Genomic DNA, 24,283 nt, shown 5'->3' with positions numbered 1-24,283 from the left:
CCCGATGATGATAAAGATACTGCATGCTACAAACAGCACTTTGGCCAGTTTTTCCACTGTTTCCTCCTTAATGAATCCCAGAGCCGATGACATAAGACAGTCCCACGGAAATGACCATCGACAAAAAGCCAACGGCACGGTTATCTTTTTCAATCTCTTCATCAATTTTAAACTTTGGCGTCAGAAATTCAAAGATAAAGTAGCCGGTCAACAAAAGAAAAAAACCGAACATTCCCCAACCGATCATTACGAATAAAGTGTCGTGGTGCAGGATTGAATGCCTGAAAATATTTGCAATCCCAAAAATTTTTCCTCCAGTAGCCATTGCAACCGCAATATTGCCCCTTTTTATTTCTTCCCAATTTTTATATTTGGTCACCAATTCAAATATAAACAGGAACAAAATAATACAAAGGACGGTGACACTGTAATAGCCCGCAGTTTGCACAAATGAATTTTCCCAGAAAGAGTCCATTCAAATCATTCCCCTTTTATTCAGGAGGTTCGGCGGTAGCTACTTGAATTCCACGACTGTGACACCACTCCCGCCTTCTCCTGCTTCTCCAAGTCTAATACGTTTGACAGCACGATGATGTTTCAAATATTCCGTAACTCCGGATCTTAGCGCACCTGTTCCCTTTCCATGGATGATGGATACACGCGGATAGTTGGCAAGAAGTGCATCATCAATATATTTTTCAACCTCACGTAAGGCATCTTCATACCGCTCACCCCGAATGTCGAGTTCAAGGCCAACATGATAGTCCCTCCCTTTAACAGTGGCGAGGGGCTTTGGTTCAGGTTTCGGTTCCGATTTGATAAATTCCATATCCTTTTCGGCAACTTTCATTTTTAATACACCTGCCTGTACCTGCCATTCATTATTCCCGGTTTTTTCAAGCAGAGTGCCTTTTTGGCCGAATGTGGTGATCATGACCTCATCGCCTGGCTTAAGCTTTTGTTTCTGCTTGGAAGTTTTAGCCTGCCCTGTCGCTTTATCCAATCTTGGAACAGCGGTATCAAGCCTCCGTCGGGCTTCAATCAATTCATGTTCTTTTACTTGAGCACCGCTTTCCAGTCTCATTTTTCGCAATGAATTTATCACATCTTCAGCTTCGATTCTTGCTTTCTCCACTACTTCGGCCGCTTTTTGTTCTGCCTTCTCATACATTTCCTTTTTCCGCTCATAAAACTCGGACATCTGCTTTTGAAGGTCCTGATGAAGCATTTCGGCTTTTTTCAAATAGATATGGGCATCTTCATAATCTTTCTCCGCCTCTTTTCGGCTCTTTTCCAAGGAAGCAATCATGTTTTCCACTTCATTGCTTTCCGAGTCAATGAAAGATTTTGCGTGGGTAATAATTTCTTCGGAAAGCCCTAACCGTTTGGAAATTTCAAATGCATTACTCCGGCCAGGTACACCGATCAGAAGCCTGTATGTCGGCTTTAAAGTCTCAACATCAAATTCCACGCTCGCATTGATGACTCCATCCCGGTTATAAGCATAGGCTTTCAATTCCGGATAATGCGTCGTGGCGATGACGCGGGCTCCACGGCTATATACATCATCCAAGATGGATATAGCCAGCGCCGAACCTTCCTGTGGATCTGTCCCGGCGCCCAGCTCATCGAAGAGAACAAGACTCTCATGATCTACGTGTTTCAAAATATCAACGATATTCACCATATGTGAAGAAAAGGTACTCAAGCTCTGCTCTATCGATTGTTCATCGCCGATATCCGCAAACACTTCCTGAAAAACCGCTAGCTCCGATCCTTCTGATGCCGGAATGTGCAACCCCGCTTGCCCCATAAGGGTAAGAAGTCCGGTGGTTTTCAAAGTAATTGTCTTTCCCCCTGTATTCGGTCCTGTAATGACAATGGTGGAGAAATCCGTTCCAAGTGAGATATCGTTTGCCACGACCTCTTCCGGAGGAATCAACGGGTGCCGGGCCTTGAATAATTGGATGCGGCCCTCTTTATTGATATCGGGACTCGTTGCCTTCATCGCTTTTCCAAATCGGGCTTTTGCAAAAATAAAATCAAGGGATTCCAAGGCTTCCACAAGGATAAGCAAATCATCTGCTGCTTCTGCTACTTTACTTGAAAGTTCTAAGAGGATACGCTCGATTTCCCTATTTTCCTTCACTTGCATTTCACGAAGGCTGTTGTTCAGGTCAACGACTGCCTGCGGTTCGATAAATAAAGTCTGGCCTGAAGAAGACTGATCATGGACAATACCTTGATAATGGGAGCGATATTCCTGTTTGACCGGGATGACATAACGCTCGTTCCGAATTGTGATGATAGCGTCTGAAAGCATCTTCTGAGCATTTCTACCGCGGATAAGGCTCTCAAGCTTCTCCCTTATCCTGTTTTCGTTTCTTCTTTTTTGCTGCCTGATGCTCCTAAGTTCCGGGCTAGCAGAATCCATCACTTCGCCGCCTTCATCAACGGCATTTTTAATGTCATGCTCTAATGGTGTCATCACGGCAATTTGATCGACTTTTTCTGATAAAATGGGAATTTCCAATCCGTTATCCTCAATGAGCTCTTCTATAAAACGTTTCATTGAACGGCCTGCATGGATCGTATTTCCGATTTGGACAAGTTCGGACGGATTCAACATTCCTCCGATTTGCGTGCGCTTAATATGCGGATTAATATTAAAAATCCCGCTCAAAGGGGCATGCCCCTTTAATCTGAGAACATGGGCAGCTTCGTCCGTCTCCTTTTGAAGCAAAACAACTTCATCAAACGACGTGGACGGTTTTAACTTTCTGATCCTTTCTGCTCCAAGTTCAGATGCTGCATATTCCTCCAGCTGAGTAAGGATTTTATTAAATTCAAGAGTATGCAATATTTTTTCATTCATGAACTTTGTTTTAAGTCCCCTTTCCATCTTTCCTAATCATTCCGATGTAAAAAACTGAGCAATTCATCCGGTTTCCAAGTGTTGATAACAGATGGTCTTTGGATCCAACCCCTTCTGGCGAATGAGGCTCCCAGATCCATAAATTCAAGATTTCCGATGTTATGCGCATCGGTATTGATTACTAGCTTCACACCCTGTTCCTGTGCATGCCTTAGATGCTCTGCGGACAAGTCCAACCTAGCCGGATTGGCATTCAGTTCCAGTGCGGTATCCGTCTCCTTTGCAAGCTCAATCAGCTCGTCAATATCGGCATCATAGCCGTCACGCCTGCCGATCAGTCTGCCGGTCGGGTGGGCGATTATGTCCACATGAGGATTTTCAAGTGCATTTCTCAAGCGCTCCATGATCTTTTTCCTCGGCTGTGAAAAACTGGAATGAATGGAAGCTATGACAATATCAAGTTCGGCCAATAGTTCATCATCATAATCCAGTCTTCCGTCCGGCAAGATGTCCATCTCAATACCTGATAAAATTAAAATATCATCATATTTCTCATTTAACTCTTTGATTTCCTCATTTTGCTTTTTAATCCGGTCCACAGTCAAGCCATTGGCCACTCTCAAAAATTGTGAATGGTCCGTTATAGCTATATATTGATAGCCCTTTTTCCGGCACGCCTCCACCATTTCCACTATTGAAAAAGCTCCGTCCGACCATGTTGTATGCATGTGAAGGTCGCCTTTAATATCTTCAATTTGGATTAATTGCCGACTGCCGTCAAACTCATCAACTTCTTTTCCATCCTCCCGGATTTCCGGTGGAATAAACGGCAAATCAAAATGATGAAAAAAATCAGTTTCAGATTTAAACGTTTTGATTTCACCTGTTTCGATATTTTCCACACCGTATTCACTGATTTTTTCCCCTCTTGATTTTGCAAGCTGGCGCAATCGGACGTTATGATCCGCTGAGCCTGTAAAATGGTGCAAGGCCGTTGCATATTCACAAGGTGCAACAATTCGGATGTCGACTGAGATTCGATATTGTCCGCCTTCAACCAATAGAGTCACTTTAGTATCTCCACTTGCAGTCGCTTCCCCAAACCCTTCAAGACCAAGCAATTTCTCCTTGACCACCTGCGGATGCTCTGTTGAAATGATAAAATCAAGATCCTTGATCGTTTCCCTAACCCGTCTGAGGCTTCCCGCTCTCGAAAATCTCGAAATCTCCCTTATCTCCTTCAGAGAAGCTTCAATCAGCTCCGCAATCGGAATCATATATGAAATAGGCAGACGATCCGGCTGCTTACCCATTTGCTTGAGTGCCTCAATAATATTTTCTTCCGTTTTTTTGCCAAAACCCTTGATTGCTCTGATTTTACCGGCTTCACAGGCCGCTTTCAGAGACTTGATATCAACAACGTCCAGTTCTTTATATAATCTGGCAATACTTTTGCCGCCAAGTCCGGGAATCTGCAAAAGAGGAATTAAGCCTTTGGGGACAGTTTCCTGAAGTTCCCGAAGAACAGAAGAAACCCCGTCCTCAATAAACTCCTCAATGACTGCAGCCGTTCCCTTTCCAATGGATGGAATTTTGGTAAAGTCTTTGATTTCCGATAAACTCCTATCATCCGCTTCCAATGCAGCTGCTGCTTTTCTGAATGCAGCTGTCTTAAATGGGTTTTCCCCTTTAAGTTCCATATATACGGCAATCTGTTCCAACAAACGAATGACATCTTTTTTATTTACTCTCATACCTGTCACCAACCGTTCTCCATTCTCCTGGCTCTCATTTTATCAAATAATGAAGTTAAAAGAAAAACTTCCCTTTTGCAAGAGAAGTCAGCTTTGAATATAATCAATCCACCATTTTTTCAATTCAGCAGATAAAAATGGCGTATAGTTGATCATCCCTTTGGCAAGGAATGAACCATTAATGGCTTCTTGAATTGCCGGAACTGGCAGTAATGCAGCAATATACAACAATATGAAAATCATTAAGTAAACTTCTAGAAACCCAAGAATACCGCCAGCCCATACATTCAATATATTTAAGATTGGAAGGCTTGCCACAAAATCGAGTGCTGAACCAATGATGCCCAGTACAATACGGACAGCAAAAAATATAATGACAAATGCTACTGCGCGGTAAAATGCTTCATCCATACCTACTCCCTCAAAAACCATCTGCAAAGCCTTTCCCGAATCAAAGTCCGGATACGGAATCCAAAGGCGGAGTTTGGGAGCCAAGTCATCGTAATAAATATAAGCAACGATAAATGAAACGATAAAACCGATCATGTGAATCAGTTGAAGGATGAATCCCCTTTTAAGACCGACAAAGAATCCAATGATTAATATGATCAATAATGCTAAACTCAACATACGTATTTCATTCCTTTAAACGCGAAAGCTCTTGTTCCAGATGCTCCAGGCGCTCTTGAAGTCTGATTTGCTCATGGACAGCATTGACAGCCGTCAGTACGGCCAGCTTGCTAGTATCAAGATTTGGGTTCACCGATCGGATTTCCCGCATTTTTTCATCAACAAGCTCAGCTACCAGTCTCATATGCGCTGACGTCTCTGTCCCTGTAATGATATAATGTTGCCCATAGATTGTAACTGGAGTGCGGGTCTTTTCACTTGACGACAAAGTCATGCCTCCATTTCTTCTTGTAAAGCTTTAAAAAATTCTTTTTACACATGCCAAAAATCCTATCTTATATCATATCACGAATGAAAAAAGATGGGAATCATTATACTGAATGAAGTCAAAGTATAGGTGTCAGGAGGATGCTGTCTTATGGCAAACACCGTAATTCAAACAACTATTGAGGAAATTAAAAAGATGAAAGAACATTACCGGCCATATCTTTCCGAAAAAAACCCTCCTGGAAGTATTTTTCTCGCAAGGAAAGACAGTTGTGTCATCACTTCCTATAAATCGGGGAAAGTCATGTTCCAGGGAGCCGGAAGCGAAGAAGAAGTAAAAAAATGGGGCATATCGGACTTGAATCAGGCAACAAGCACCGCTTCGCCGAAGGTATCTGGAATGCCACTTCCGGATAACATCTCGACAATGTCGGTCATCGGTTCAGACGAGGTGGGCAAAGGGGATTATTTTGGGCCTCTCATCGTAGCGGCAGCTTATGTAAAAGCCGATCAAATTCCACTTCTAAAAGAGCTCGGCGTTAAAGATTCAAAGAATTTGACGGACTCACAAATCGTCATAATAGCAAAGGATCTGCTACCTTTTTTGCCATATAGCCTATTAAAACTAAATAATCCAAAATACAATAAACTGCAAGCATCAGGCATGACACAGGGGAAAATGACAGCCATCCTGCACAACCAGACACATAATCATTTGCTTGAAAAGATCTCACCCGAAAAGCCGGATGCCATTCTAGTCGACCAATTTGCTCAAGCACCTGTCTATTACAAGCACTTGAAAGGGCAAAAAAAAGTTCAGAGAGAAAAAATTTATTTCAGCACGAAGGCGGAAAGCATTCATTTGGCTGTTGCTGCCGCATCTATTCTGGCGCGCTACGCTTTTATCCGTTCTTTTGAAGATTTAAGCAAAAATGCAGGGTTTACAATTCCAAAGGGGGCAGGAGCCAAGGTAGATCAGGCTGCTGCGAGACTTATCAAAGGAAGAGGCGCAGCGGCATTAAATGAGTTTACAAAATTACACTTTGCCAATACCGGTAAAGCAAAAAAGATTGCAGGGATATAGGCAGTTGGGGCTGAGAGTTGGAGTTGAGAAGGAATAGGGGTGTTCAAGTCCATTTTGGATTAACGAATCCGGGGTGGACTGCCCGTTTGTGTGTGTTCCCGTACTGCCTTTATCCGGTAGATTCATTCAATGAACGGAATGTGGACAAATCACCATACCGGGCAGCAGCACCGCCATCGACCGGAAAGCGCTTCTCTCAATGATGGCAAGGATGGCACACCTAGTTCAAAGCCTACAGGCCCCCTTCGCCTTCGGTAAATAAGGGCTTATTCAATGCGACTGGATCCCGTTTCACCTCACCGGATTTGATTTCTGCCGCAGCAATTGTTCCATTTAGTTTTTAGTTTACTTATATAAAATGTAGAGCCTTTTTTCGTAATTGACCATGGAATTTGCAGCCGTTCGGCGAGTCGGACGTCCGTTACCCTTCAGGTTGCCGGCTGATTTTCTTCTTGATGATGATCCATTTGTTCCTGTTGTCGTTTGGACGGGAACAAGCGGTCAAAAACAATATGATTGTAATCAATAAGAGTCTTTTCACTTCAATCCCTCTATCCGACGGCTAAGATTCGGATACTTTTCCGCCACCTTTTCCATCTCCTCCAATGATTCATCCAATTCCAAATTTAAGATATCTATATGATGGACATCGGAGAAAAATCGATATACATCTGAGATGTAGCCGGCCTGTCCATCTGTCAGCTTTATCGTGTTCGTTTTATCCTCTTCTAACTGACTAAATGAAACATAAAGAATTTCAAGTATGGATTGAGTGTTTAAAATTGACTCATCCGGATTCATATAGATGGATGAGATCTCCCTTAGCTCCGTATAACTAGAAAGGATACGATCAGTTTTTTTCAAAAAAATGACTGATTGATCTTTTGACATGACCTTTTCTTTTTCTATTTGCTCTATAGGAATGTAATTTAAAATATCCATCATACTTGCTTTCATGCTGTGTTGGTAACTCGTCACCTTCCCTTCAGGAAAGTTTTTAATCTCTGATCGTCCGTACATGGAAAAAGCTATAACAGCAATAAAAAACAAAAATAAATAGACAGGGAGGCGGTTCTTTTTCATGCTTATCGACCTTTCGACTTAAAATGTCTAAAAATGCCAATCAATTGACTATCCTAAGATAAATCGTTAGCATGTCCTTAACGCAACGGATCAGAAGAATCAGGTGATTGTAATGACAGGAACAAAAAATTCGCATAAATCATGGGTTCTTGTTTTAACCATCGGTCTCGGTACATTATTGAACCCATTGAATTCGTCCATGATTTCTGTGGCATTGACCAGGATGCAGCAGGAGTTCGAGCTCACATTTGCCGATGCTTCCTGGCTGATTTCAGTTTTTTATCTTGCCAGCGCGGCCGGCCAGCCTGTTATGGGAAAATTAAGCGATATGTTCGGTCCGAAAAGAATGTTTTTAGCAGGTCTTATTACAGTAGCAGCCGCTTCAATGCTGGCACCGTTCTCACCAAACTTTCCTTTTTTGCTTGGATGCCGGGCGCTCCAGGCGATTGGCAGTTCAACACTATTCCCGAGTGGAATGAGCATTGTCCGGACAAGCATCACGAAAGGACAGGCGAAAGCCTTGGCAACGCTTTCGATTTTTGCATCAACTTCCGCAGCCTTCGGCCCATCCATTGGTGGACTTTTAATTGATTCATGGGATTGGCCATCTATTTTCATTGTAAACTTTCCTTTTATCATTGTCTCTTTTCTTATGGCCATTTTTATTTTACCTGATAAAAGACAAGGGAAATTTGAACTGGCTCGTATCGACTTTGTTGGTATCACATTGTTTATCATTGCAGTGATTGGCCTGATTCTGTTTCTTCTCTCTTTGGATACTCAGGTTCATTGGTGGGCATTCATTGTCTTTATCATTACGTCCGTCAGTTTCTACTACTATGAGAAAAGACAGACGGAACCTTTTATTGATGTCATAGGTCTTAAAAAGAACAAGAACGTAACGCTGGTTTATTTGCAGTTTATCACTATAAACCTTGTTTATTATTGTTACTTCTTCGGTTTTCCGACTTTCTTACAGCAGGTTAAACATTACAGCCCCGGTAATACCGGTTTAATTATGCTCGCTTTGGCGGGATTCGGCGTCATTGTATCGCCGTTTGTCGGCAGACTGATTGATCGCCACGGACCAAAACCAGCACTTATTACGGGTTCCGTGATCCTTTTTTCCGGAACAGCCCTTCTGCTTACATTACATGAAACATCGTCCCTTCTATGGCTGCTGATCATCATGGCCGTTTTGGGAATGAGCAATGGATTTAGTAATATCTCGATGCAGACAGCTTTATATGAGCATGTAAAACCGGAGGATACAGGATCGGCATCGGGGCTCTTCCAAACAAGCCGATATTTGGGTTCCATCTTATCATCCAGTTTACTGGGTCTGGCTTTTAACCGCCATCTTGATATTCAGCACCTCCACAATGTTGCGATGATCTGCCTTGTTTTCTGCCTTTTGGTATTCTTTCTTTCCATCAGGCTTCCAGGCCAAAAGAAGTTAAAGGATATGAATGAATAAAAATGAACGGGGAGATATTATGTGCATTATCTTTGTTGCTTTTCGTTGCCACCCGGATTATCATCTGATCACAGCAGCGAATCGTGACGAGTTTTACAAACGGCCCTCCAAGGCTGCGCATTATTGGGATGACCATCCTTCCATTTTGGCTGGCAGGGATCTGGAGCAAATGGGTACTTGGATGGGCATTACCCGGACCGGCAGATTTGCTGCTCTGACCAATTACAGAAACCCCTCAGAATTTGATAAAACGGATAAAAAATCAAGGGGACATATTGTTCGTGATTTTTTAGCAGGAGACGAAAGCCCGGTTGAATTTTTAAAAAATCTTCAGCAAGAAAGATTAGACTACAAAGGGTTTAATTTATTTGTTGCAGATGCGGATACCCTTTTGTATTACTCTAATACCGGAAACCAGATTAAAAAATTGGGTCCTGGAATTTACGGGCTGAGCAATGACCAACTTGATACCCCTTGGCCAAAAGTCGTAAAGGGCAAACATCAGATCAAACAACTTCTTGCCAATGGCGTGGACCATAAAAGTCTTTTTACAATCCTTGCCGACGATGAACCTGCACCTGAAGAAAAATTGCCGAAAACCGGGATTCCACTGAAGCTTGAAAAGACCTTATCTTCAATTTTCATTAAAAGCTCCGATTATGGAACACGCTGTTCAACCGTTGTTACAATCGACCAAAAACGAAATGTCCGCTTTATCGAAAGAACAGTTTCCCTCAATGGGAACCAAGAAAAAGAATTCACATTTATGCTGGAGAAAAGCTAAAAAGCTGCTATTGGCGTATTAAGCCAAAGCAGCTTCGTTATTTTTTCGGTAAATGAATCACGACACCTTGCACAACCCGAATATTCTCATCATCAATCTGGCCTTCACGTTCATCTTCTTTCTTACTCCAGTTTCCAATAAGATAAAAGAGAGCAATCCCGTAGCTTGTCAGCTGAATGGCTTTCAATATACCGCCTCCAAGCTGCTGGTCATAAACTGCCGACAGCGAAGGAATCAGTTCACCAGCCACCGCCGCATACAACGGATAATGTGCCTCGCTTATACCTACCAGAAGAAAAATACCGATTGGCATCAATAAAACAGCGTTCAGAAAGATATATGCCACCCTGGTAAAATACGAGAATTTGCTGATTTCTGGCAACGGCATGATAATTGTCCACCACATCAGGAAACCAGTGATTAGAAGAAAAGCCTGGCTGATGATTGAAAAAACTGGATTTTGTTGAATGTAGTTGAATATTTGCGGTGCAAAATAAGCTGTTAACACTCCGTTAAACAACAAGGCTGCCATCCACGGATGTCCAAGCAGCTTAATCGTAAATTTCAGCTTATGATTCCAAAAATATTGTCTTGCCCACTGGGGAGGCATGCTTAAAATAAACAATGGCAGTACAATGAACAGTACTGTCATGACCTCGATTACATGGGCGCTGAAAGAAAAATGTTCAGAAGCAATTTTTAATGGACTGCCCTTAACTATATATAAAGAAACTGCAGCTGTATAAAAATAGGCCATTTGTTTTTTTGTAACTTTATAATTGGAAGAATATATTATTTTTCTTGCATAAATGACAGAAGCCAGCACAATGATTATTAAAGTGATCGGGCTCCACATCTCATACCAAGTATAGCTGGAGAAAACATCCAGGTTCACAGTTATTCCTCCTCCCCCTTTCATGGATGGCCATAATGCCGTTCATTTTATCCAATCAGGATGAAACAGGTTATAAGGACATTCTATCACATTTCCAGAAAACGTCTCCCTTTAATCATGATAAATTCGAATGAAAAAGACCGGGATTGAAGCCCCAGCCTTTTTCTAAAATATATCTTTTGTTTATCATAAAAAAGAATACATTAACTGCGTAACTCTGCACCAGATTTTTCTTTCAGGGCAGCCAATACTTTTTCATGGATATTTGTGACTTCCTCATCCGTTAGTGTCCTTTCAGGATCAGCGTAGGTCAAGGAGAAGGCAATGGACTTTTTGCCCTCTTCCATATTCTGTCCTTCATATAAGTCAAACACGTGGACGTCCCTCAGTAGTTTTTTGCCGGAATCTTTAATGATTGACTCGAGCGTTGCTGCATTGACATCTTTATCTACAACGAGTGCAATGTCGCGCGCAATCGATGGATAACGAGGAATCGGAACATAGCGCAATTCAGGAAGTTTGTAATCAAATACCGGCTCTGCCTGAATTTCAAATACATATGTGTCTTTCAAGTCAAGGTCTTTTTGCAGGTTCGGATGGACTTGACCGGCGAAACCTATGACTTCACCGCACAACAAAACTTCCGCAGTACGCCCTGGATGCATACCATCCATTTGAACGGCCTGCCAAACGATATCTTTCTCAATTCCAAGCTTTTTAAATAAGCCTTCCAAAATTCCCTTTACGACAAAAAAGTCAACAGGCTTTTTCTCTCCTTGCCAGGCATTGTCCACCCATAATCCGGTAACGGCTCCAGCAATATGCTCACGTTCTTCTGGCTGCTTGCCTTCTCCTTCATTCAAAAAGACGGATCCGATTTCGTATAGTGCCACTGAATTATTTTTCCTGGCAACATTGTAAGATATCGCTTCAAGCATTTGGGGAACAAGGCTTAACCTCAGGCGGCTCCGCTCCTCGCTCATAGGCATGGCAAGTTGGACGGGCGGGCGTTTTTCAATTGAGAACAAGGATGCCTTTTCTTCACTAGTCAAAGAGTAAGTAATCGCTTGGAACATGCCGGCTCCTTCAAGAAAGCCCCTTGCTGTTCTGCGCTTCTCCTGTAATTTGCTCAGACCGCCGGGTGTCGCTTCTCCTCTCGGCAATGTCTTCGGAAGCAGATCATATCCATACAGCCTTGCAACCTCTTCGATCAAGTCCTCTTCAATGGTAATATCTCCCCTGCGGGTTGGCACAGATACAGTAAATACATCCTCTTCAACCGTCACTTCGAATTGCAGTCTATTGAAGATGCTGACAACCTCCGCTGAAGTGATACCAGTCCCGAGAACACGATTGATTTTTTCCAAAGAGATAGTAACTACTGCAGGTTCGATCGTTAACTGGTCGTCTTCCACAAGTCCTTCAAGCACTTCCCCGCCAGCATATTTTGCAATCAGCTGGGCTGCGCGCTCTGCTGCCGGCCTTACTCTGTCCGGATCGACGCCTTTTTCATATCGGCTGCTCGCTTCACTTCTTAACCCATGATACTTAGAAGTACTCCTTATTGAACCGCCTGTAAAATAAGCGGACTCCAACAGGATCGTTGTTGTATCATCGCTCACCTCTGAATCCGCTCCCCCCATCACACCCGCGAGTGCTACAGGAACTGATCCATTTGTGATGACAAGCTGGTCGGAAGTCAATGTACGTTCCGTGTCATCGAGCGTAGTGATTTTCTCCCCTTCTTTTGCCATACGGATAACCACTTCTTTTGAACCAAACCGGTCATAGTCAAAAGCATGAAGTGGCTGGCCGTATTCAAGTAAAATATAGTTCGTGATATCGACGACATTGTTATGAGGTCTAATTCCTGCTGACATCAAGCGCCCCTGCATCCAAAGAGGAGAAGGCCCGATTTTCACATTTTTTATGACCTTAGCTGTATAAAGAGGGTTTTCTTTTGAAGCCTCCACTTTTACGGAAATATAATCCGAAGCTTTTTCTTTGGCGGATTCATAGGCGATTTCCGGTAATTGAACCGATTCATCCAAAATAGCTGCTGCTTCATAAGCTACTCCGATCATACTAAGTGCATCCGCGCGGTTAGGAGTCAGATCAAGCTCCAGTACCTCATCGTCCATGTTCAACAGTGACAAAGCATTTGAACCGACTTCTGCATCAGCAGGAAATACATAAATTCCTTCAGCAAATTCCTTTGGAACAAGCTTTCCTTCAATGCCAAGTTCCTGGAGTGAGCAAATCATTCCGTTTGATTCCTCACCACGCAATTTGGCTCTTTTGATTTTAAAATTGCCTGGAAGGACAGCACCTGCTTTCGCTACAGGCACTTTTTGGCCCTTTGCCACGTTAGGAGCCCCACAAATGATTTGGACGGGCTCGCCTTCTCCAATATCAACTTTGCATATTTTCAATTTATCAGCTTGGGGATGCTGGTTACAATCAAGCACTTCACCAACAACAACATCTTTAACCCCTTCGCTTAATTGTACAACCCCATCTACTTCAATACCGCTTCTTGTTATCTTCTCAGCCAATTCCGCTGCGGATACATCATTCAAGTTGACGTATTCCTGCAGCCATTTATATGAAACCAACATGTGCGTAACCTCCCGAATTATTCTTGAACAGCAAATTGTTTAAGGAACCGGATATCATTCGTATAGAAGTGGCGAATATCATCAATTCCATATTTCAGCATGGCGATGCGGTCAGGCCCCATTCCAAAAGCGAAACCTGTATATTTTTTTGAATCAAAACCGGCCATTTCCAAAACGTTCGGATGAACCATTCCTGCACCCAAGACTTCGATCCAGCCAGTGTGCTTACATACCCGGCAGCCATCTCCGTGACAAATTTTACAGGAAATATCCATTTCAACAGAAGGCTCTGTAAACGGGAAGAAGCTTGGGCGCAGACGGATTTCACGGTCGGCACCGAAAACTTTCTTCGCGAACACTTCAAGCGTCCCTTTCAAATCACCCATTGTGATATTCTCATCGATGACAAGGCCTTCAATCTGCATGAACTGATGGGAGTGAGTCGCATCATCATTGTCGCGCCGATATACCTTACCAGGGCAGATAATTTTAACAGGACCTTTTCCTTCATGCTTCTCCATCGTTCTGGCCTGGACCGGCGATGTATGAGTGCGCATTAAAATTTCTTCTGTAATATAAAAGGAATCCTGCATATCGCGGGCTGGATGTCCCTTCGGCAAATTCAAAGCTTCGAAGTTATAATAATCATGTTCAACTTCTGGGCCTTCTGCAATTTTATATCCCATCCCGATGAACAGATCCTCGATCTCCTCGATGATTTTAGTGAGCGGATGACGGTTTCCAGTTGCAATAGGCCTGCCAGGAAGCGTTACATCAATCGTTTCTGCCTCCAGTTTCTTTGAAACAGCCTCATCTTCAAGTTGCTTGTGTTTATTTTCAATCGCCTTCGCAATCATCTCTCTGATCATATTGGCGAGTGCTCCCATTTTGGGACGCTCTTCGGCTGAGAGTTTTCCCATTCCCCGCAATACTTCTGTAATCGGCCCTTTTTTTCCAAGATAAGCGACACGTACTCGGTTCAGCTCTTTTAAGTCGGAAGAAGCTTTAACTTCTTCCAGAGCCTGCAGTTCCAGTTCTTTTAACTTTTGCTCCATTTATATATCCTCCTTCATTTACTTAAAATATAATTGATCCGTGAGAATCCCTGTTAAGCCTCGACTAACACAAGCCAAGCCTCCGTTGAGACATTTCTCTAGCGCTTGTCGCCTCGCAGGGGTGGGTACTGAAATTGAAAATAAAAAAACCCCGCCCCCAAAAAGGGACGAGGCAATGGTCGCGGTACCACCCTTATAAACATTTTCATGTTCACTTCATTGTTATAACGGCAAGGCCGGTGCATCTTTACGAAATCCACAATTCCCGGAACTTCGGTCCCGATGCCGACTCAGGAGGTGAACTTCGCCCGGATTTCCAACTAAAAGTGCTTGCAGTCATGGCACTTTCTCCCTGTAAGCGTCCTCCGGCTACTTTTCTCCATCATAGTCATTCACTATATTTAGATAATCACATTATAGTCGTTCCAAACAATAATTTCAAATGGGTTTTTGCAAATGATAAAGCAATATGCCGGCAGCTACTGCAACATTGAGGGATTCACTCTGTCCATAGAGCGGAATATATAAATTTTTGTCCGTCTGGCGAAGAATTGCACTGTCCACTCCCGCTCCTTCATTACCTACAATTAAAGCGAATGAATCCGAAGATGGGACATTTATAAAAGGTTCACCATTTTCGATTGCAGACCCATAGACTGGAATATCTGCCGCTTTAAGTTGTTTTATCCATTCCGATAATTTTCCACCAACCACTTTCAAGTGAAAATGACTCCCCTGCGCTGACCGCAACACTTTAGGGTTATAGAGATCCCCGGTCCCTTCACCGAAAATGACTGCATCGATTCCTGCCGCATCTGCTGTCCGGATCATCGTTCCAATATTGCCGGGATCCTGTACCCCGTCAAGAAGCAGCAATTTTCTATGAATAGCCAGATCCAATCCAACGTCTCTTTTTTTACAAACGGCAAAAATCCCCTGGGGTGTTTCAGTTGCTGAAATAGATTGGCTGATTTCTGCAGATATCAACGTGACCGGAAACTCTCTCAATTGTTCGATCTTAATGGCTGTAAAATTGTGCTGAACCATTATCTCGACAATTTCATTTGTTTTCAAAGCCTCTTCGACCAAATGGGCTCCTTCTAACATATATTTGCCGGATTGATCCCGGCCTTTTTTAGTAAGCAGCTTTTTCCATTCTTTGACCCGCACATTTTTAGCTGATTGAAGTTCTTCCATGAATAATCCAATTCCTTTCGGGCGTTTCTTTTTTCATTATACATAATTCAGCTAATTTGCGAAAAGCTAACGAAAGAATCTTTGAAAAGGAGCCAAGAGAATGGATATTAATATCAGACGAGCAGTTATTCATAATGTTTCCGATAATAATCAGGAACAACTGGAGGATACGATTGTAGATGCCATGCAAAAAGGCGAGGAAAAGTATTTGCCTGGATTGGGTGTGCTTTTCGAAGTGATCTGGCAGAATGCGGATGAGCAGAAGAAAAGCATGATGCTCGATACACTTGAAAATGGATTAAAGCAGGCATAAGCGGCGGCGTGACCGTCCGCTTTTTTTATTCTCTAAAAGGTACGACTATGTTTCCACACACAGCTATTGTCGGATACCCGCCTTAATCATGAAAGGGTTTTAGAGCTGTCGTTAAGAATGGAAGCGAGCATAAGCTGCCACAAATCCAATTAGCTGTATCGAAACATTCATCCGATTCCCCCATTAATGGCGCGTCTTTTTTCTTATCTTGCTCTTGAGGAGAACAGACCGAAAAGGACAGGCATCTTCGACCTGATCACACAAAAATGGAAAGCGTGGAATACCCAAATTTTTTTGGAAATGGGACCCCATGTTTAAAAAGTCATACTAACAGCTATCAGCCTTAAAGAAATACTTTAAATGCTTCCACTCCATAATGGGCTGCTGTCCCCAAAACAATTGACCAAATGAACAAGCTGATCGTCACCCAAAGGAGCGTCCAGTTTTTTCCGGCTCCGAGGGACAATCCGATAAATGCCGCGATATGGATCCCGATTAGAACAGGGCCAAGCAATGCGAGACCCGGCAATCCGTATTTGTTCCATATTCTTTTTGCCCGTTCCTCACGTTTACCGCTTTCTTTTGAATCCCCTCTTTTTCTAAAAAGGTAATTTTTAATAGGTTCAAATAAATAGATGACCAATAACGCTGTTAATAAATTTCCAGAAAACCCCAAAATGATGACAAGAACCGGCTGCAAACCACGAATAATGGCAATTGGAATCACAGCAGCTAACTCAATCCATGGCACCCCCGCCAGTAGAAAAACAACTATATATTCCCAAACATTCCCCATACCAAAACTTCCTTTTATCTATATTCTTATTAGACCATACAGGAAAATTGTTTTTATGAAAAGATAAAAGCTGGAAACTTGGAACTCTTTTGTATGTATTTCATCATTTACAGGAATCGGACTATCCCAAAATGGCGTCTTTGGGAGGGTAACCCAATCGACTTAACCATGACTTTTCTTGGTTACCATCAGAGACGTCTTTTCTCGTTTTTGGACACTATGAATCTTTATTCGTTACCCTTAGAGCGCTTTTTTCTCCTTTTCGGGCACTATTTACCTTTATTGGTTACCATTAGAGCACTTTTTTCTCCTTTTCGGGTACTATTAACCTTTATTGGTGACCATTAGAGCACTTTTTTCTCCTTTTTGGGCACTATTAACCTTTATTGGTGACCATTAGAGCACTTTTTTCTCCTTTTCGGGCACTATTAACCTTTATTGGTGACCATTAGAGCGCTTTTTTCTCCTTTTCGGGCACTATTAACCTTTATTGGTGACCATTAAAGCACTTTTTTCTCCTTTTCGGGTACTATTAACCTTTATTGGTTACCCTTTGAACACTTTTTTCTCCTTTTTGGGCACTATTAACCTTTATTGGTGACCATTAGAGCGCTTTTTCCTCCTTTTTGGGCACTATTAACCTTTATTGGTGACCATTATGAATGCTTTTTCCTCCTTTTTGGGCGCTATGAACCTTTATTGGTTACCCCTTCGTCCGATAATTCTTGTTGAATGTACCCTGATCCCCGAAACCCCAAAAATTCGTAATCGGTCTCTTGATGTCGATTGTTTAAATGCCAAAAAAAGTACACCACTAGGTAAAAGTGATGTACTTTTTTATCAGCGTATTTAATTTTTTCGGTATTAATCAAATATGATTTTTTCCATTGTATCTTTATCCAGCCGCTTTACCACTTCGGTAATGAGTTTCACTGCATTTTCGTAGTCATCACGGTGTAGTAAAGCTGCATGCGTATGGATGTAACGCGTAGCAATCGTAATGGCCAATGATGGGGCTCCTTCACCGGCCAGATGCGTGGAGCCTGCATCGGTTCCACCGCCCGGCATGGCATCAAACTGATATGGTATGTCCAATTCGTCCGCTATTCCTGTTACGAAATCACGCAGGCCTTTATGCGAAACCATTGAGGCATCATACAGCATGATTTGTGGACCCTCCCCCATTTTTGCCTGCGCCTCTTTATCTGAGATGCCTGGGGTATCGCCTGCAACTCCGACATCCACAGCAAAAGCAATATCTGGTTTTACTTTATTGGCAGCTGTCTTGGCTCCCCTCAGCCCTACTTCCTCTTGGACAGTTCCTACACCAAACACCCTATTAGGGTGATCTTCACCTTTTAAATTTTTAAGGACATCAATAGCAATGGCACAGCCGATCCGATTATCCCAAGCTTTTGCAAGCATCATTTTTTCATCGTTCATTAAAGTGAACTCAAAGTATGGGACGGCCATGTCGCCAGGACGCACACCCCACTCCTGTGCTTCTTCCTTGCTTGATGCTCCGATATCTATGAACATGTCTTTGATTTCAACCGGCTTTTTCCTCGCTTCAGCTGACAAGATATGGGGCGGTTTAGACCCGATGACTCCGGTAATGTCACCCTTTTTCGTAACAATTGTCACCCGTTGGGCAAGCATGACCTGGCTCCACCATCCACCAACCGTTTGAAAGCGAAGGAATCCTTTGTCATCAATTCGTGTAATCATGAATCCCACTTCATCCAGATGTCCAGCAATCATGATTTTAGGGCCGTTTGCATCACCCGATTTTAATGCGATTAAGCTGCCCAAGCCGTCCGTTTCAATCTCGTCTGCGTACGGTTCTATGTACTTTTTCATAACACTGCGCGGCTCTTGTTCATTGCCGGGTATGCCTTTGGCATCTGTCAAATCTTTTAACATTGTTAAAGTTTCATCGAGTTTTTGCATCAATCATCCCTCACTTCTGATTATTATTCTCTTTGATTCTATACTCGATAATGGAAACTTGCACAAGAAACTGCTGATTGGATCAATATCCGTTTTGCTGGCGTTTGAAATTCACGTCGTTTTTCTTTTTATACGCTTCCTGAACTTCATCAAGCGTAAAGCCCAATGTCTGTCCTAAAACAATGTATTGGCGGAAAAGCTCTTCGAAATCCCCGGCATCCTTAGACTGACGGAAGTCATTTGCCAGTCTGTATATTTTTAAAAAGCTACGGTCCAAATCTTCGTTGGCTTCATGGGAGACGAGAGAATACTCACGATCTGAAAAACCAAGTTCAAGTCCAAGAGATAATATGAAATGGACACCATCCACAAACTCTTCTAAAATATCTTCACGTGGAGACGGGGGCTTCTTACTCCAAAACTTAAAACATCTCGTTTCATTCGCCAATTCTCCAATTTCAACGAGCAGGGCCAAAATCTTTTTTTCAAATAGATCTTCCCCGTCCAGCCCATGTTCTTTTTCTATGTAATGGTCCAATTCATGCTGCATGGCAAACCATTCCTGTAATGTCATTATTTATCACACCTCCATAAAAAAATTATAACAAAATTGAAACCTTTTATCGCCTTCATCCGTATGGTGGGTAGATGTTATATTGGAGGTCTCAACATGATCTTATTATTTAGATTCGTCATTTTAGCTTTAATTATTTACCTTATTTATATAGCCGTCAAGTTTATACTGGATCCGAAAAGAAAATTGGAAAGTGCCCATGAACAGAAGCACTTCTTCTTTTATGATAACCCGGACAATATTAGGAAAAACTTTTTGATCACTTATGAAGGAGTCATGTTTGAAGGGGAAAAATATTTAGGGACAACAGACCGCGCTTTTGAAGTCGTTTCCATTTTTATCTTTCCACATAACACCGACTTGCTGCAAGGACTGAGCTACGAAGATTTCCTATTCATTGAAAATGAGGTCAAACTCAGGTATCCCAATGCAGTTATTGACTGGAAAAGCCCTATCAAAGAACTGATTGAGAGAAACAGGAAGAAGGAAAAATAACTAAAGCCTGTTTGAAAAACTTACAAGCAATAAGGTACTTTTAAAAAGGAAAAAGTGAATAGGTGAACAGCAGTACTCCCTGTTTCATCTATCCTTTTCCTATTACAATGACATTCTTTAGTTATTGCCTCCTTTTTCCATGCCCATTGTCTTTGTTGCACATTAAAGACTCGCTTTGCTTCTTTTCGTCCATTTATGATAATAAATTGCCATGATTGTCATAACGGCCGGTAACGTTAGAACAAATGATAATAAGAAAGCCCACTTACTAATGTTCTGTAACGAACCGGAGGTCAAGGTCATGATGACCCATAATATTCCCGTCAATGCAGCTAAAAATACTACCGCCATTCTAACTGGTTTTGCAATCTGCTCTATTTTATCTCTGGCAGATTCTGTATCACTGTATATCGGCTTTGTACCTTTCTCTGCTTTAAAAATCTGCATATCATAACTGGAACACACATGGGTCCAGCCTGCATACGAAAACATGTTGAAGTATTCATCTTCTTCATCTGGCTTCAGTGTACGATAATCAATACTGAAAATGACATCCTCGCCTTCACCTTTTTCCAACTCGTACCCTACAAAGCGGAATCTTTTCAAATTTCAGCCCTTTAAGGCGTTTTTCCTCAGCTTTTCCATATCATTCTTCTCGGAAAAAGCAAGACCTGTCGACATCATATATTTGTTCTTGCCATTATTCGATCCCCCTCTCAAGACCTTTTTCTGCTAATTCAATCATGGCTTTTCGACGGACAATATCTTCTCTAAGTACCGTCCTGCCTTTTTCAGTTAATACATATACCTTTCGCCGTGAATCTGTGTTATCATGCAACACAATTAAGTCCTCCTTCAATAATTTTTTAATAATGGTGTAGAGAGAAGCAGGTCCTATCACAAAGGCCCCTTTGCTTGTTTCTTCGACTAAGCCCATTACTGCATAGCCATGTCTTGGTTTAGCAAGGGCTGCCATAATATAGAATACTGAATCAGTAAGCTGTTCTAACGATTTCAATGTTAACTCCCCTTTATATCACTTTATGATATATCCATTTAGAATATATCGTAAAGTGATATATAAGTCAATAAGTAATGAATGCACTTTTATAAAATAAAATTCTGGGACAGTTCAACACGTCCCCCATTTATAAATGGGGCCATAAGCCCCACGTTGACTATCATGATCTCAAAAGCCGTTTATTCGACAGGCGGAAACCCAGTATAGCTTGCTCAGAATCGTATAAGCGAGAGGGGTAGGACGATGATACAGTTTCTAACTTTTCCTTGCCCAAAAACTTGACTTCGCCTATTAACCTTTCATTTTCCGGAGTTAGAGAGATTTGTGTGAAAAAAAATCATGCCAATTCACTGTGACAATTTTTTCACGAAGCATATAAAACAATATGAATAGAGCCAGAACAATCATGATCCCGATACCCGGGGAAAACCGGGTAATATATTCTCCAAAAACAGTATAAAAGAATGCCAAAGGGAAGTTCGTAGCCACTGATCCTTTCATAAATCCCCGAAAGTCAGGCCGCCGTTCATAGAGACAAAGGTTAAGCAATTGATAATGAAAGAACGGGATCAAGCGCAAGACAGCAATCTGGCCAACTGTCATTTTAGTGTGAGCCCCAAACCATTTATACTTGATTTTCATTAACTTTTCGAGGGTTCCGGGAATTCTCCTGATAATGAAATAAAAAAAAGCGGATAGTAACAGCAATCCTGCCATTGAATATACCGTTCCCAGGATACTGCCGAATAACATTCCGCCAGCCATGCAGACCAGGGCAACCGGTATAAACATAAATTGTCTGACGACATGAAACAGGATAAACATAACCGGGGCTAGAATTCCGCTGCCCTGTACAATTGAAAGCATGATTAATAACTGCTCATCCATGATGATCACCTGCTTTCTACTATACATATGTATTTTTTTCATATCAGGATATGACACGAACCCATATCTTGATATATAAAAAAGCCGTTCCCTCAAAAATGGGGAATGGCTTTTATGATTAGAAATGTATATATGACTCCTCTACGTCAACTGAAGCACAACATCGAAATGACGTCGCTGCTTAAGCTTGCCTTCAGTACCTAGCCCCGCAAGGCTCAGAAGATTCCCTGTTGGCTGAAAAATGCCTTCTTGGGAATGAACTTGTGCTGGTCAAGGGTGATCAAGGCTCTTGTGCTTTTGTTCTTAAAGAGCAGCTTTTGCTTTGTCTGCAAGTTCAGCAAATGCTTTTTCGTCAGAAACAGCAAGATCTGCAAGCATTTTGCGGTTTACTTCGATGCCGGCAACTTTCAAGCCGTGCATCAAACGGCTGTAGGAAAGACCGTTCATACGTGCTGCCGCATTGATACGTGTAATCCAAAGCTTGCGGAAATCACGTTTTTTATTACGACGGTCACGGTATGCATACATATAAGACTTCATTACTGCCTGGTTGGCAGTTTTATATAATGTATGTTTGGAACCATAATAACCTTTTGCTAATTTTAAAACTTTCTTACGACGTCTGCGGGTAACTGTTCCGCCTTTTACGCGTGGCATATTATTTCCCTCCTAATGCTCTCTCATTATTTAATGTTATCAAGTAAGTGACGAATTCTACGGAAGTCGCCTTTGGAGACGATTGCCGACTTGCGGAGTTTCCGCTTTTGTTTCGTGGATTTATTAGCGGCCAAGTGGCTTGTATAAGCATGTGAACGTTTCAATTTGCCGGAGCCAGTCTTTTTAAAACGTTTTGCTGCGCCGCGGTGTGTTTTCATTTTTGGCATATGAATTTCCTCCTCAAAACATTACTTTTCGTTAATCGGTGCCAATACAAGGAACATGCTTCTGCCGTCCATTCGTGGTTTGGACTCGACAGTAGCCAAGTCTTTACACTCATCGGCAAAACGTGTCAGCACTTGCTGGCCGATTTCTTTATGAGTGATTGCACGTCCTCTGAAGCGGATGGATGCTTTCACTTTATCTCCTTTTTCAAGGAACTTTCGTCCATTACGGAGCTTTGTATTAAAATCATGCTCATCAATTGTAGGACTCAAACGAACTTCCTTCACGTTGATCACTTTTTGGTTTTTACGCGCTTCTTTCTCTCTTTTCTGCTGTTCGAAACGATATTTTCCATAGTCCATGATCCTGGCCACCGGTGGTTTTGCGTTCGGTGCCACCAATACAAGGTCAAGGTTTGCACGTGCAGCGATATCAAGCGCTTCGTTGCGGGATTTGACACCCGCCTGTTCACCGTTCTGGTCAATGAGACGAAGTTCACGGGCACGAATGCCTTCATTCACAAACATATCTTTGCTAATAGTTAGCCACCTCCAAGGTAATTTCAAGAATACTGAGTTTGAGTAAAAATAGGGCTGATCAATTCCGGTCTTGTGATTCTTTTCGCCTATCTTTATCAAGTTGGTCCAAAATAAAAAGTGCGGGCCGCTAAAAAGGGCCCGCACTTAATCACACATACAATTGTGTGGATAATTGCTAAACATTCATAACCTGTTAACAGCATGGATGCGTCAATCAGGCGAGAAGCGGGCAGCTCCTTCTTACACAAACAAGTATTCGATTAACCTTATTAAGTTTATCATGGATAATATACATTTGTCAAATGACAGGCATATGAAGCCTTTTGATCACAACGTTTTTAATAATATCAAATTTATGTGAACCCCGCAATGTTTTTTAGGAAAATGTTTATTTTTAAAGGAATGGGAAAAACTTCTGTTAGATAGCACAATTATGAGGAGGGTTCAGACATATGAAAAAATGGATCTATTCCATTTCAATACCTTTGTTCGCTTTTGTTTTAGCAGCATGTTCAGACGATCCCTCAGTGGACAACCATCCAAAAGAACAAGTTGTTCCACCGCCAAATGAAAATGCAACAACGAATGATGATATCATCACCAAGGAAGATAGTGGCAACAAATCTGATGATGGCAATGTCCAGGATATGAACTCCAAAAAACTGATGGACAATTTCCCATATACAAAGTTCGATCTGGAAATCGATTATGCCCCAGATATGGAGTATGATTTTGAATATGAAGAAAAGGATGCAGGGTCTGGCTCTTACCGTGCGGAATTGAATGACTCTGTACACGATAAGAAGCTGAAAGGAATGGAAGCCTTCCAGACATTATATACGTTAATGCAGGAAGTAAGAATTGATGAAAACACGAAAAAGGAAGATGCCATCCAGCAAATCCTTGACACATTCCAGCTTGATGTCAACTATACAAAGTTTGAATTGGAATATACGATGAAAAACGGAACGAAAAAAGAATTCGAGGATCGAAAATAAGCGTGCTTTAAAATCAAACAGGTGAAGAAAAACGAAACTGTTCTTCTTCACCTGATTTTTTATGGAGTCAGACCCCCACTGCTTTAACGCGTTACCTCGCTGGGGATC

Annotated in this window: 25 protein-coding genes and 1 other annotated feature; of the genes, 6 read left to right on the top strand and 19 right to left on the bottom strand. The window is 42.1% G+C overall.

All coding sequences use genetic code 11. The features are described 5' to 3' along the window. Positions 1 to 67 precede the first annotated feature (67 nt). From C509_RS0119540 to zapA, 5 genes are all read right to left on the bottom strand, one after another. Entirely contained in the window at positions 68 to 475 is a 408-nt protein-coding gene (locus C509_RS0119540; RefSeq protein WP_018708624.1) for a DUF350 domain-containing protein, read from the bottom strand. Positions 476 to 514: 39 nt separating this feature from the next. Then, complete coding sequence (locus C509_RS0119535) at positions 515 to 2,875, bottom strand: endonuclease MutS2 (protein ID WP_018708623.1); 2,361 nt, start codon at positions 2,873 to 2,875, stop codon at positions 515 to 517. Positions 2,876 to 2,907: 32 nt separating this feature from the next. Then, positions 2,908 to 4,629, bottom strand: a complete 1,722-nt coding sequence (polX, locus tag C509_RS0119530; protein WP_026319984.1) for a DNA polymerase/3'-5' exonuclease PolX — start codon at positions 4,627 to 4,629, stop codon at positions 2,908 to 2,910. Between the two features lie 87 nt (positions 4,630 to 4,716). After that, positions 4,717 to 5,259 carry a CvpA family protein gene (locus C509_RS0119525; protein WP_018708621.1) on the bottom strand — a complete coding sequence of 181 codons (543 nt, stop codon included), beginning with the start codon at positions 5,257 to 5,259 and terminating at the stop codon, positions 4,717 to 4,719. Positions 5,260 to 5,266: 7 nt separating this feature from the next. Continuing rightward, the gene (gene zapA, locus C509_RS0119520; RefSeq protein ID WP_186322516.1) at positions 5,267 to 5,533 is read right to left on the bottom strand and encodes a cell division protein ZapA; all 267 of its coding nucleotides are present in this window, start codon (positions 5,531 to 5,533) and stop codon (positions 5,267 to 5,269) included. Between the two features lie 144 nt (positions 5,534 to 5,677). Here zapA and rnhC point away from each other — a divergent pair, with 144 nt between their 5' ends. Beyond that, on the top strand, positions 5,678 to 6,610 hold the full coding sequence (gene rnhC, locus C509_RS0119515; protein ID WP_018708619.1) for a ribonuclease HIII: 933 nt from the start codon (positions 5,678 to 5,680) through the stop codon (positions 6,608 to 6,610). Between the two features lie 537 nt (positions 6,611 to 7,147). Here rnhC and C509_RS0119505 read toward each other — a convergent pair. Then, positions 7,148 to 7,693: a hypothetical protein gene (locus tag C509_RS0119505; protein ID WP_018708617.1), complete on the bottom strand. Its 546-nt coding sequence runs from the start codon at positions 7,691 to 7,693 to the stop codon at positions 7,148 to 7,150. A gap of 112 nt (positions 7,694 to 7,805) precedes the next feature. Here C509_RS0119505 and C509_RS0119500 point away from each other — a divergent pair, with 112 nt between their 5' ends. Together C509_RS0119500 and C509_RS0119495 are read left to right on the top strand one after the other, a co-directional pair. Further along, positions 7,806 to 9,170: an MFS transporter gene (locus tag C509_RS0119500; protein ID WP_018708616.1), complete on the top strand. Its 1,365-nt coding sequence runs from the start codon at positions 7,806 to 7,808 to the stop codon at positions 9,168 to 9,170. Further along, positions 9,163 to 9,954, top strand: coding sequence for an NRDE family protein (locus C509_RS0119495; RefSeq protein WP_018708615.1), 792 nt, complete (start codon positions 9,163 to 9,165; stop codon positions 9,952 to 9,954). The genes C509_RS0119500 and C509_RS0119495 overlap by 8 nt, the downstream gene beginning before the upstream one ends. Before the next feature lie 37 nt (positions 9,955 to 9,991). Here C509_RS0119495 and C509_RS0119490 read toward each other — a convergent pair whose 3' ends face one another. The 4 genes from C509_RS0119490 to C509_RS0119475 form a co-directional block, all read right to left on the bottom strand. Beyond that, positions 9,992 to 10,849, bottom strand: coding sequence for a cytochrome c oxidase assembly protein (locus C509_RS0119490; protein ID WP_018708614.1), 858 nt, complete (start codon positions 10,847 to 10,849; stop codon positions 9,992 to 9,994). 203 nt (positions 10,850 to 11,052) lie between these two features. Further along, positions 11,053 to 13,467 carry a phenylalanine--tRNA ligase subunit beta gene (gene pheT, locus C509_RS0119485; protein ID WP_018708613.1) on the bottom strand — a complete coding sequence of 805 codons (2,415 nt, stop codon included), beginning with the start codon at positions 13,465 to 13,467 and terminating at the stop codon, positions 11,053 to 11,055. A gap of 17 nt (positions 13,468 to 13,484) precedes the next feature. Then, a complete protein-coding gene (gene pheS / locus C509_RS0119480; RefSeq protein ID WP_018708612.1) occupies positions 13,485 to 14,522 on the bottom strand; it encodes a phenylalanine--tRNA ligase subunit alpha in 1,038 nt (345 codons plus the stop codon). A gap of 438 nt (positions 14,523 to 14,960) precedes the next feature. Continuing rightward, entirely contained in the window at positions 14,961 to 15,719 is a 759-nt protein-coding gene (locus tag C509_RS0119475) for a TrmH family RNA methyltransferase (protein WP_018708611.1), read from the bottom strand. A 100-nt stretch (positions 15,720 to 15,819) separates the two neighbouring features. On the opposite strand from C509_RS0119475, the gene sspI reads away from it, so the two are divergent. Beyond that, complete coding sequence (gene sspI / locus C509_RS0119470) at positions 15,820 to 16,032, top strand: small acid-soluble spore protein SspI (protein WP_018708610.1); 213 nt, start codon at positions 15,820 to 15,822, stop codon at positions 16,030 to 16,032. A 343-nt stretch (positions 16,033 to 16,375) separates the two neighbouring features. Here sspI and C509_RS0119465 read toward each other — a convergent pair whose 3' ends face one another. From C509_RS0119465 to C509_RS0119450, 3 genes are all read right to left on the bottom strand, one after another. Further along, complete coding sequence (locus tag C509_RS0119465) at positions 16,376 to 16,828, bottom strand: small multi-drug export protein (protein ID WP_018708609.1); 453 nt, start codon at positions 16,826 to 16,828, stop codon at positions 16,376 to 16,378. An 864-nt stretch (positions 16,829 to 17,692) separates the two neighbouring features. Then, the gene (locus C509_RS0119455) at positions 17,693 to 18,778 is read right to left on the bottom strand and encodes a M42 family metallopeptidase (RefSeq protein WP_018708607.1); all 1,086 of its coding nucleotides are present in this window, start codon (positions 18,776 to 18,778) and stop codon (positions 17,693 to 17,695) included. Positions 18,779 to 18,860: 82 nt separating this feature from the next. Beyond that, positions 18,861 to 19,352, bottom strand: coding sequence for a dUTP diphosphatase (locus C509_RS0119450; RefSeq protein WP_018708606.1), 492 nt, complete (start codon positions 19,350 to 19,352; stop codon positions 18,861 to 18,863). A gap of 96 nt (positions 19,353 to 19,448) precedes the next feature. On the opposite strand from C509_RS0119450, the gene C509_RS0119445 reads away from it, so the two are divergent. Next, entirely contained in the window at positions 19,449 to 19,847 is a 399-nt protein-coding gene (locus C509_RS0119445) for a hypothetical protein (RefSeq protein WP_018708605.1), read from the top strand. Between the two features lie 162 nt (positions 19,848 to 20,009). On the opposite strand, the gene C509_RS24910 is transcribed toward C509_RS0119445, so the two are convergent. From C509_RS24910 to infC, 6 genes are all read right to left on the bottom strand, one after another. Further along, positions 20,010 to 20,453, bottom strand: a complete 444-nt coding sequence (locus tag C509_RS24910; RefSeq protein ID WP_018708604.1) for a DUF2812 domain-containing protein — start codon at positions 20,451 to 20,453, stop codon at positions 20,010 to 20,012. Between the two features lie 94 nt (positions 20,454 to 20,547). After that, on the bottom strand, positions 20,548 to 20,865 hold the full coding sequence (locus C509_RS0119435; RefSeq protein WP_018708603.1) for a PadR family transcriptional regulator: 318 nt from the start codon (positions 20,863 to 20,865) through the stop codon (positions 20,548 to 20,550). 315 nt (positions 20,866 to 21,180) lie between these two features. Further along, positions 21,181 to 21,813 carry a TVP38/TMEM64 family protein gene (locus tag C509_RS0119430; RefSeq protein ID WP_245542510.1) on the bottom strand — a complete coding sequence of 211 codons (633 nt, stop codon included), beginning with the start codon at positions 21,811 to 21,813 and terminating at the stop codon, positions 21,181 to 21,183. 246 nt (positions 21,814 to 22,059) lie between these two features. Beyond that, on the bottom strand, positions 22,060 to 22,413 hold the full coding sequence (rplT, locus tag C509_RS0119425; protein WP_018708601.1) for a 50S ribosomal protein L20: 354 nt from the start codon (positions 22,411 to 22,413) through the stop codon (positions 22,060 to 22,062). Between the two features lie 26 nt (positions 22,414 to 22,439). Beyond that, positions 22,440 to 22,640, bottom strand: a complete 201-nt coding sequence (rpmI, locus tag C509_RS0119420) for a 50S ribosomal protein L35 (protein WP_018708600.1) — start codon at positions 22,638 to 22,640, stop codon at positions 22,440 to 22,442. Between the two features lie 21 nt (positions 22,641 to 22,661). Next, positions 22,662 to 23,165 carry a translation initiation factor IF-3 gene (gene infC / locus C509_RS0119415; RefSeq protein ID WP_018708599.1) on the bottom strand — a complete coding sequence of 168 codons (504 nt, stop codon included), beginning with the start codon at positions 23,163 to 23,165 and terminating at the stop codon, positions 22,662 to 22,664. A gap of 117 nt (positions 23,166 to 23,282) precedes the next feature. Beyond that, positions 23,283 to 23,425, bottom strand: a sequence feature (ribosomal protein L20 leader region). A gap of 204 nt (positions 23,426 to 23,629) precedes the next feature. Here infC and C509_RS0119410 point away from each other — a divergent pair. Continuing rightward, entirely contained in the window at positions 23,630 to 24,175 is a 546-nt protein-coding gene (locus C509_RS0119410; protein ID WP_018708598.1) for a YusW family protein, read from the top strand. Positions 24,176 to 24,283 lie beyond the last annotated feature (108 nt).

It is taken from the genome of Siminovitchia fordii DSM 16014 = CIP 108821 (assembly GCF_000374565.1).
Lineage (GTDB): Bacteria > Bacillota > Bacilli > Bacillales > Bacillaceae_C > Siminovitchia > Siminovitchia fordii.
Note: the sequence above shows the minus strand (reverse complement) of the source record. Positions and strands in the feature narration are given on the sequence as shown.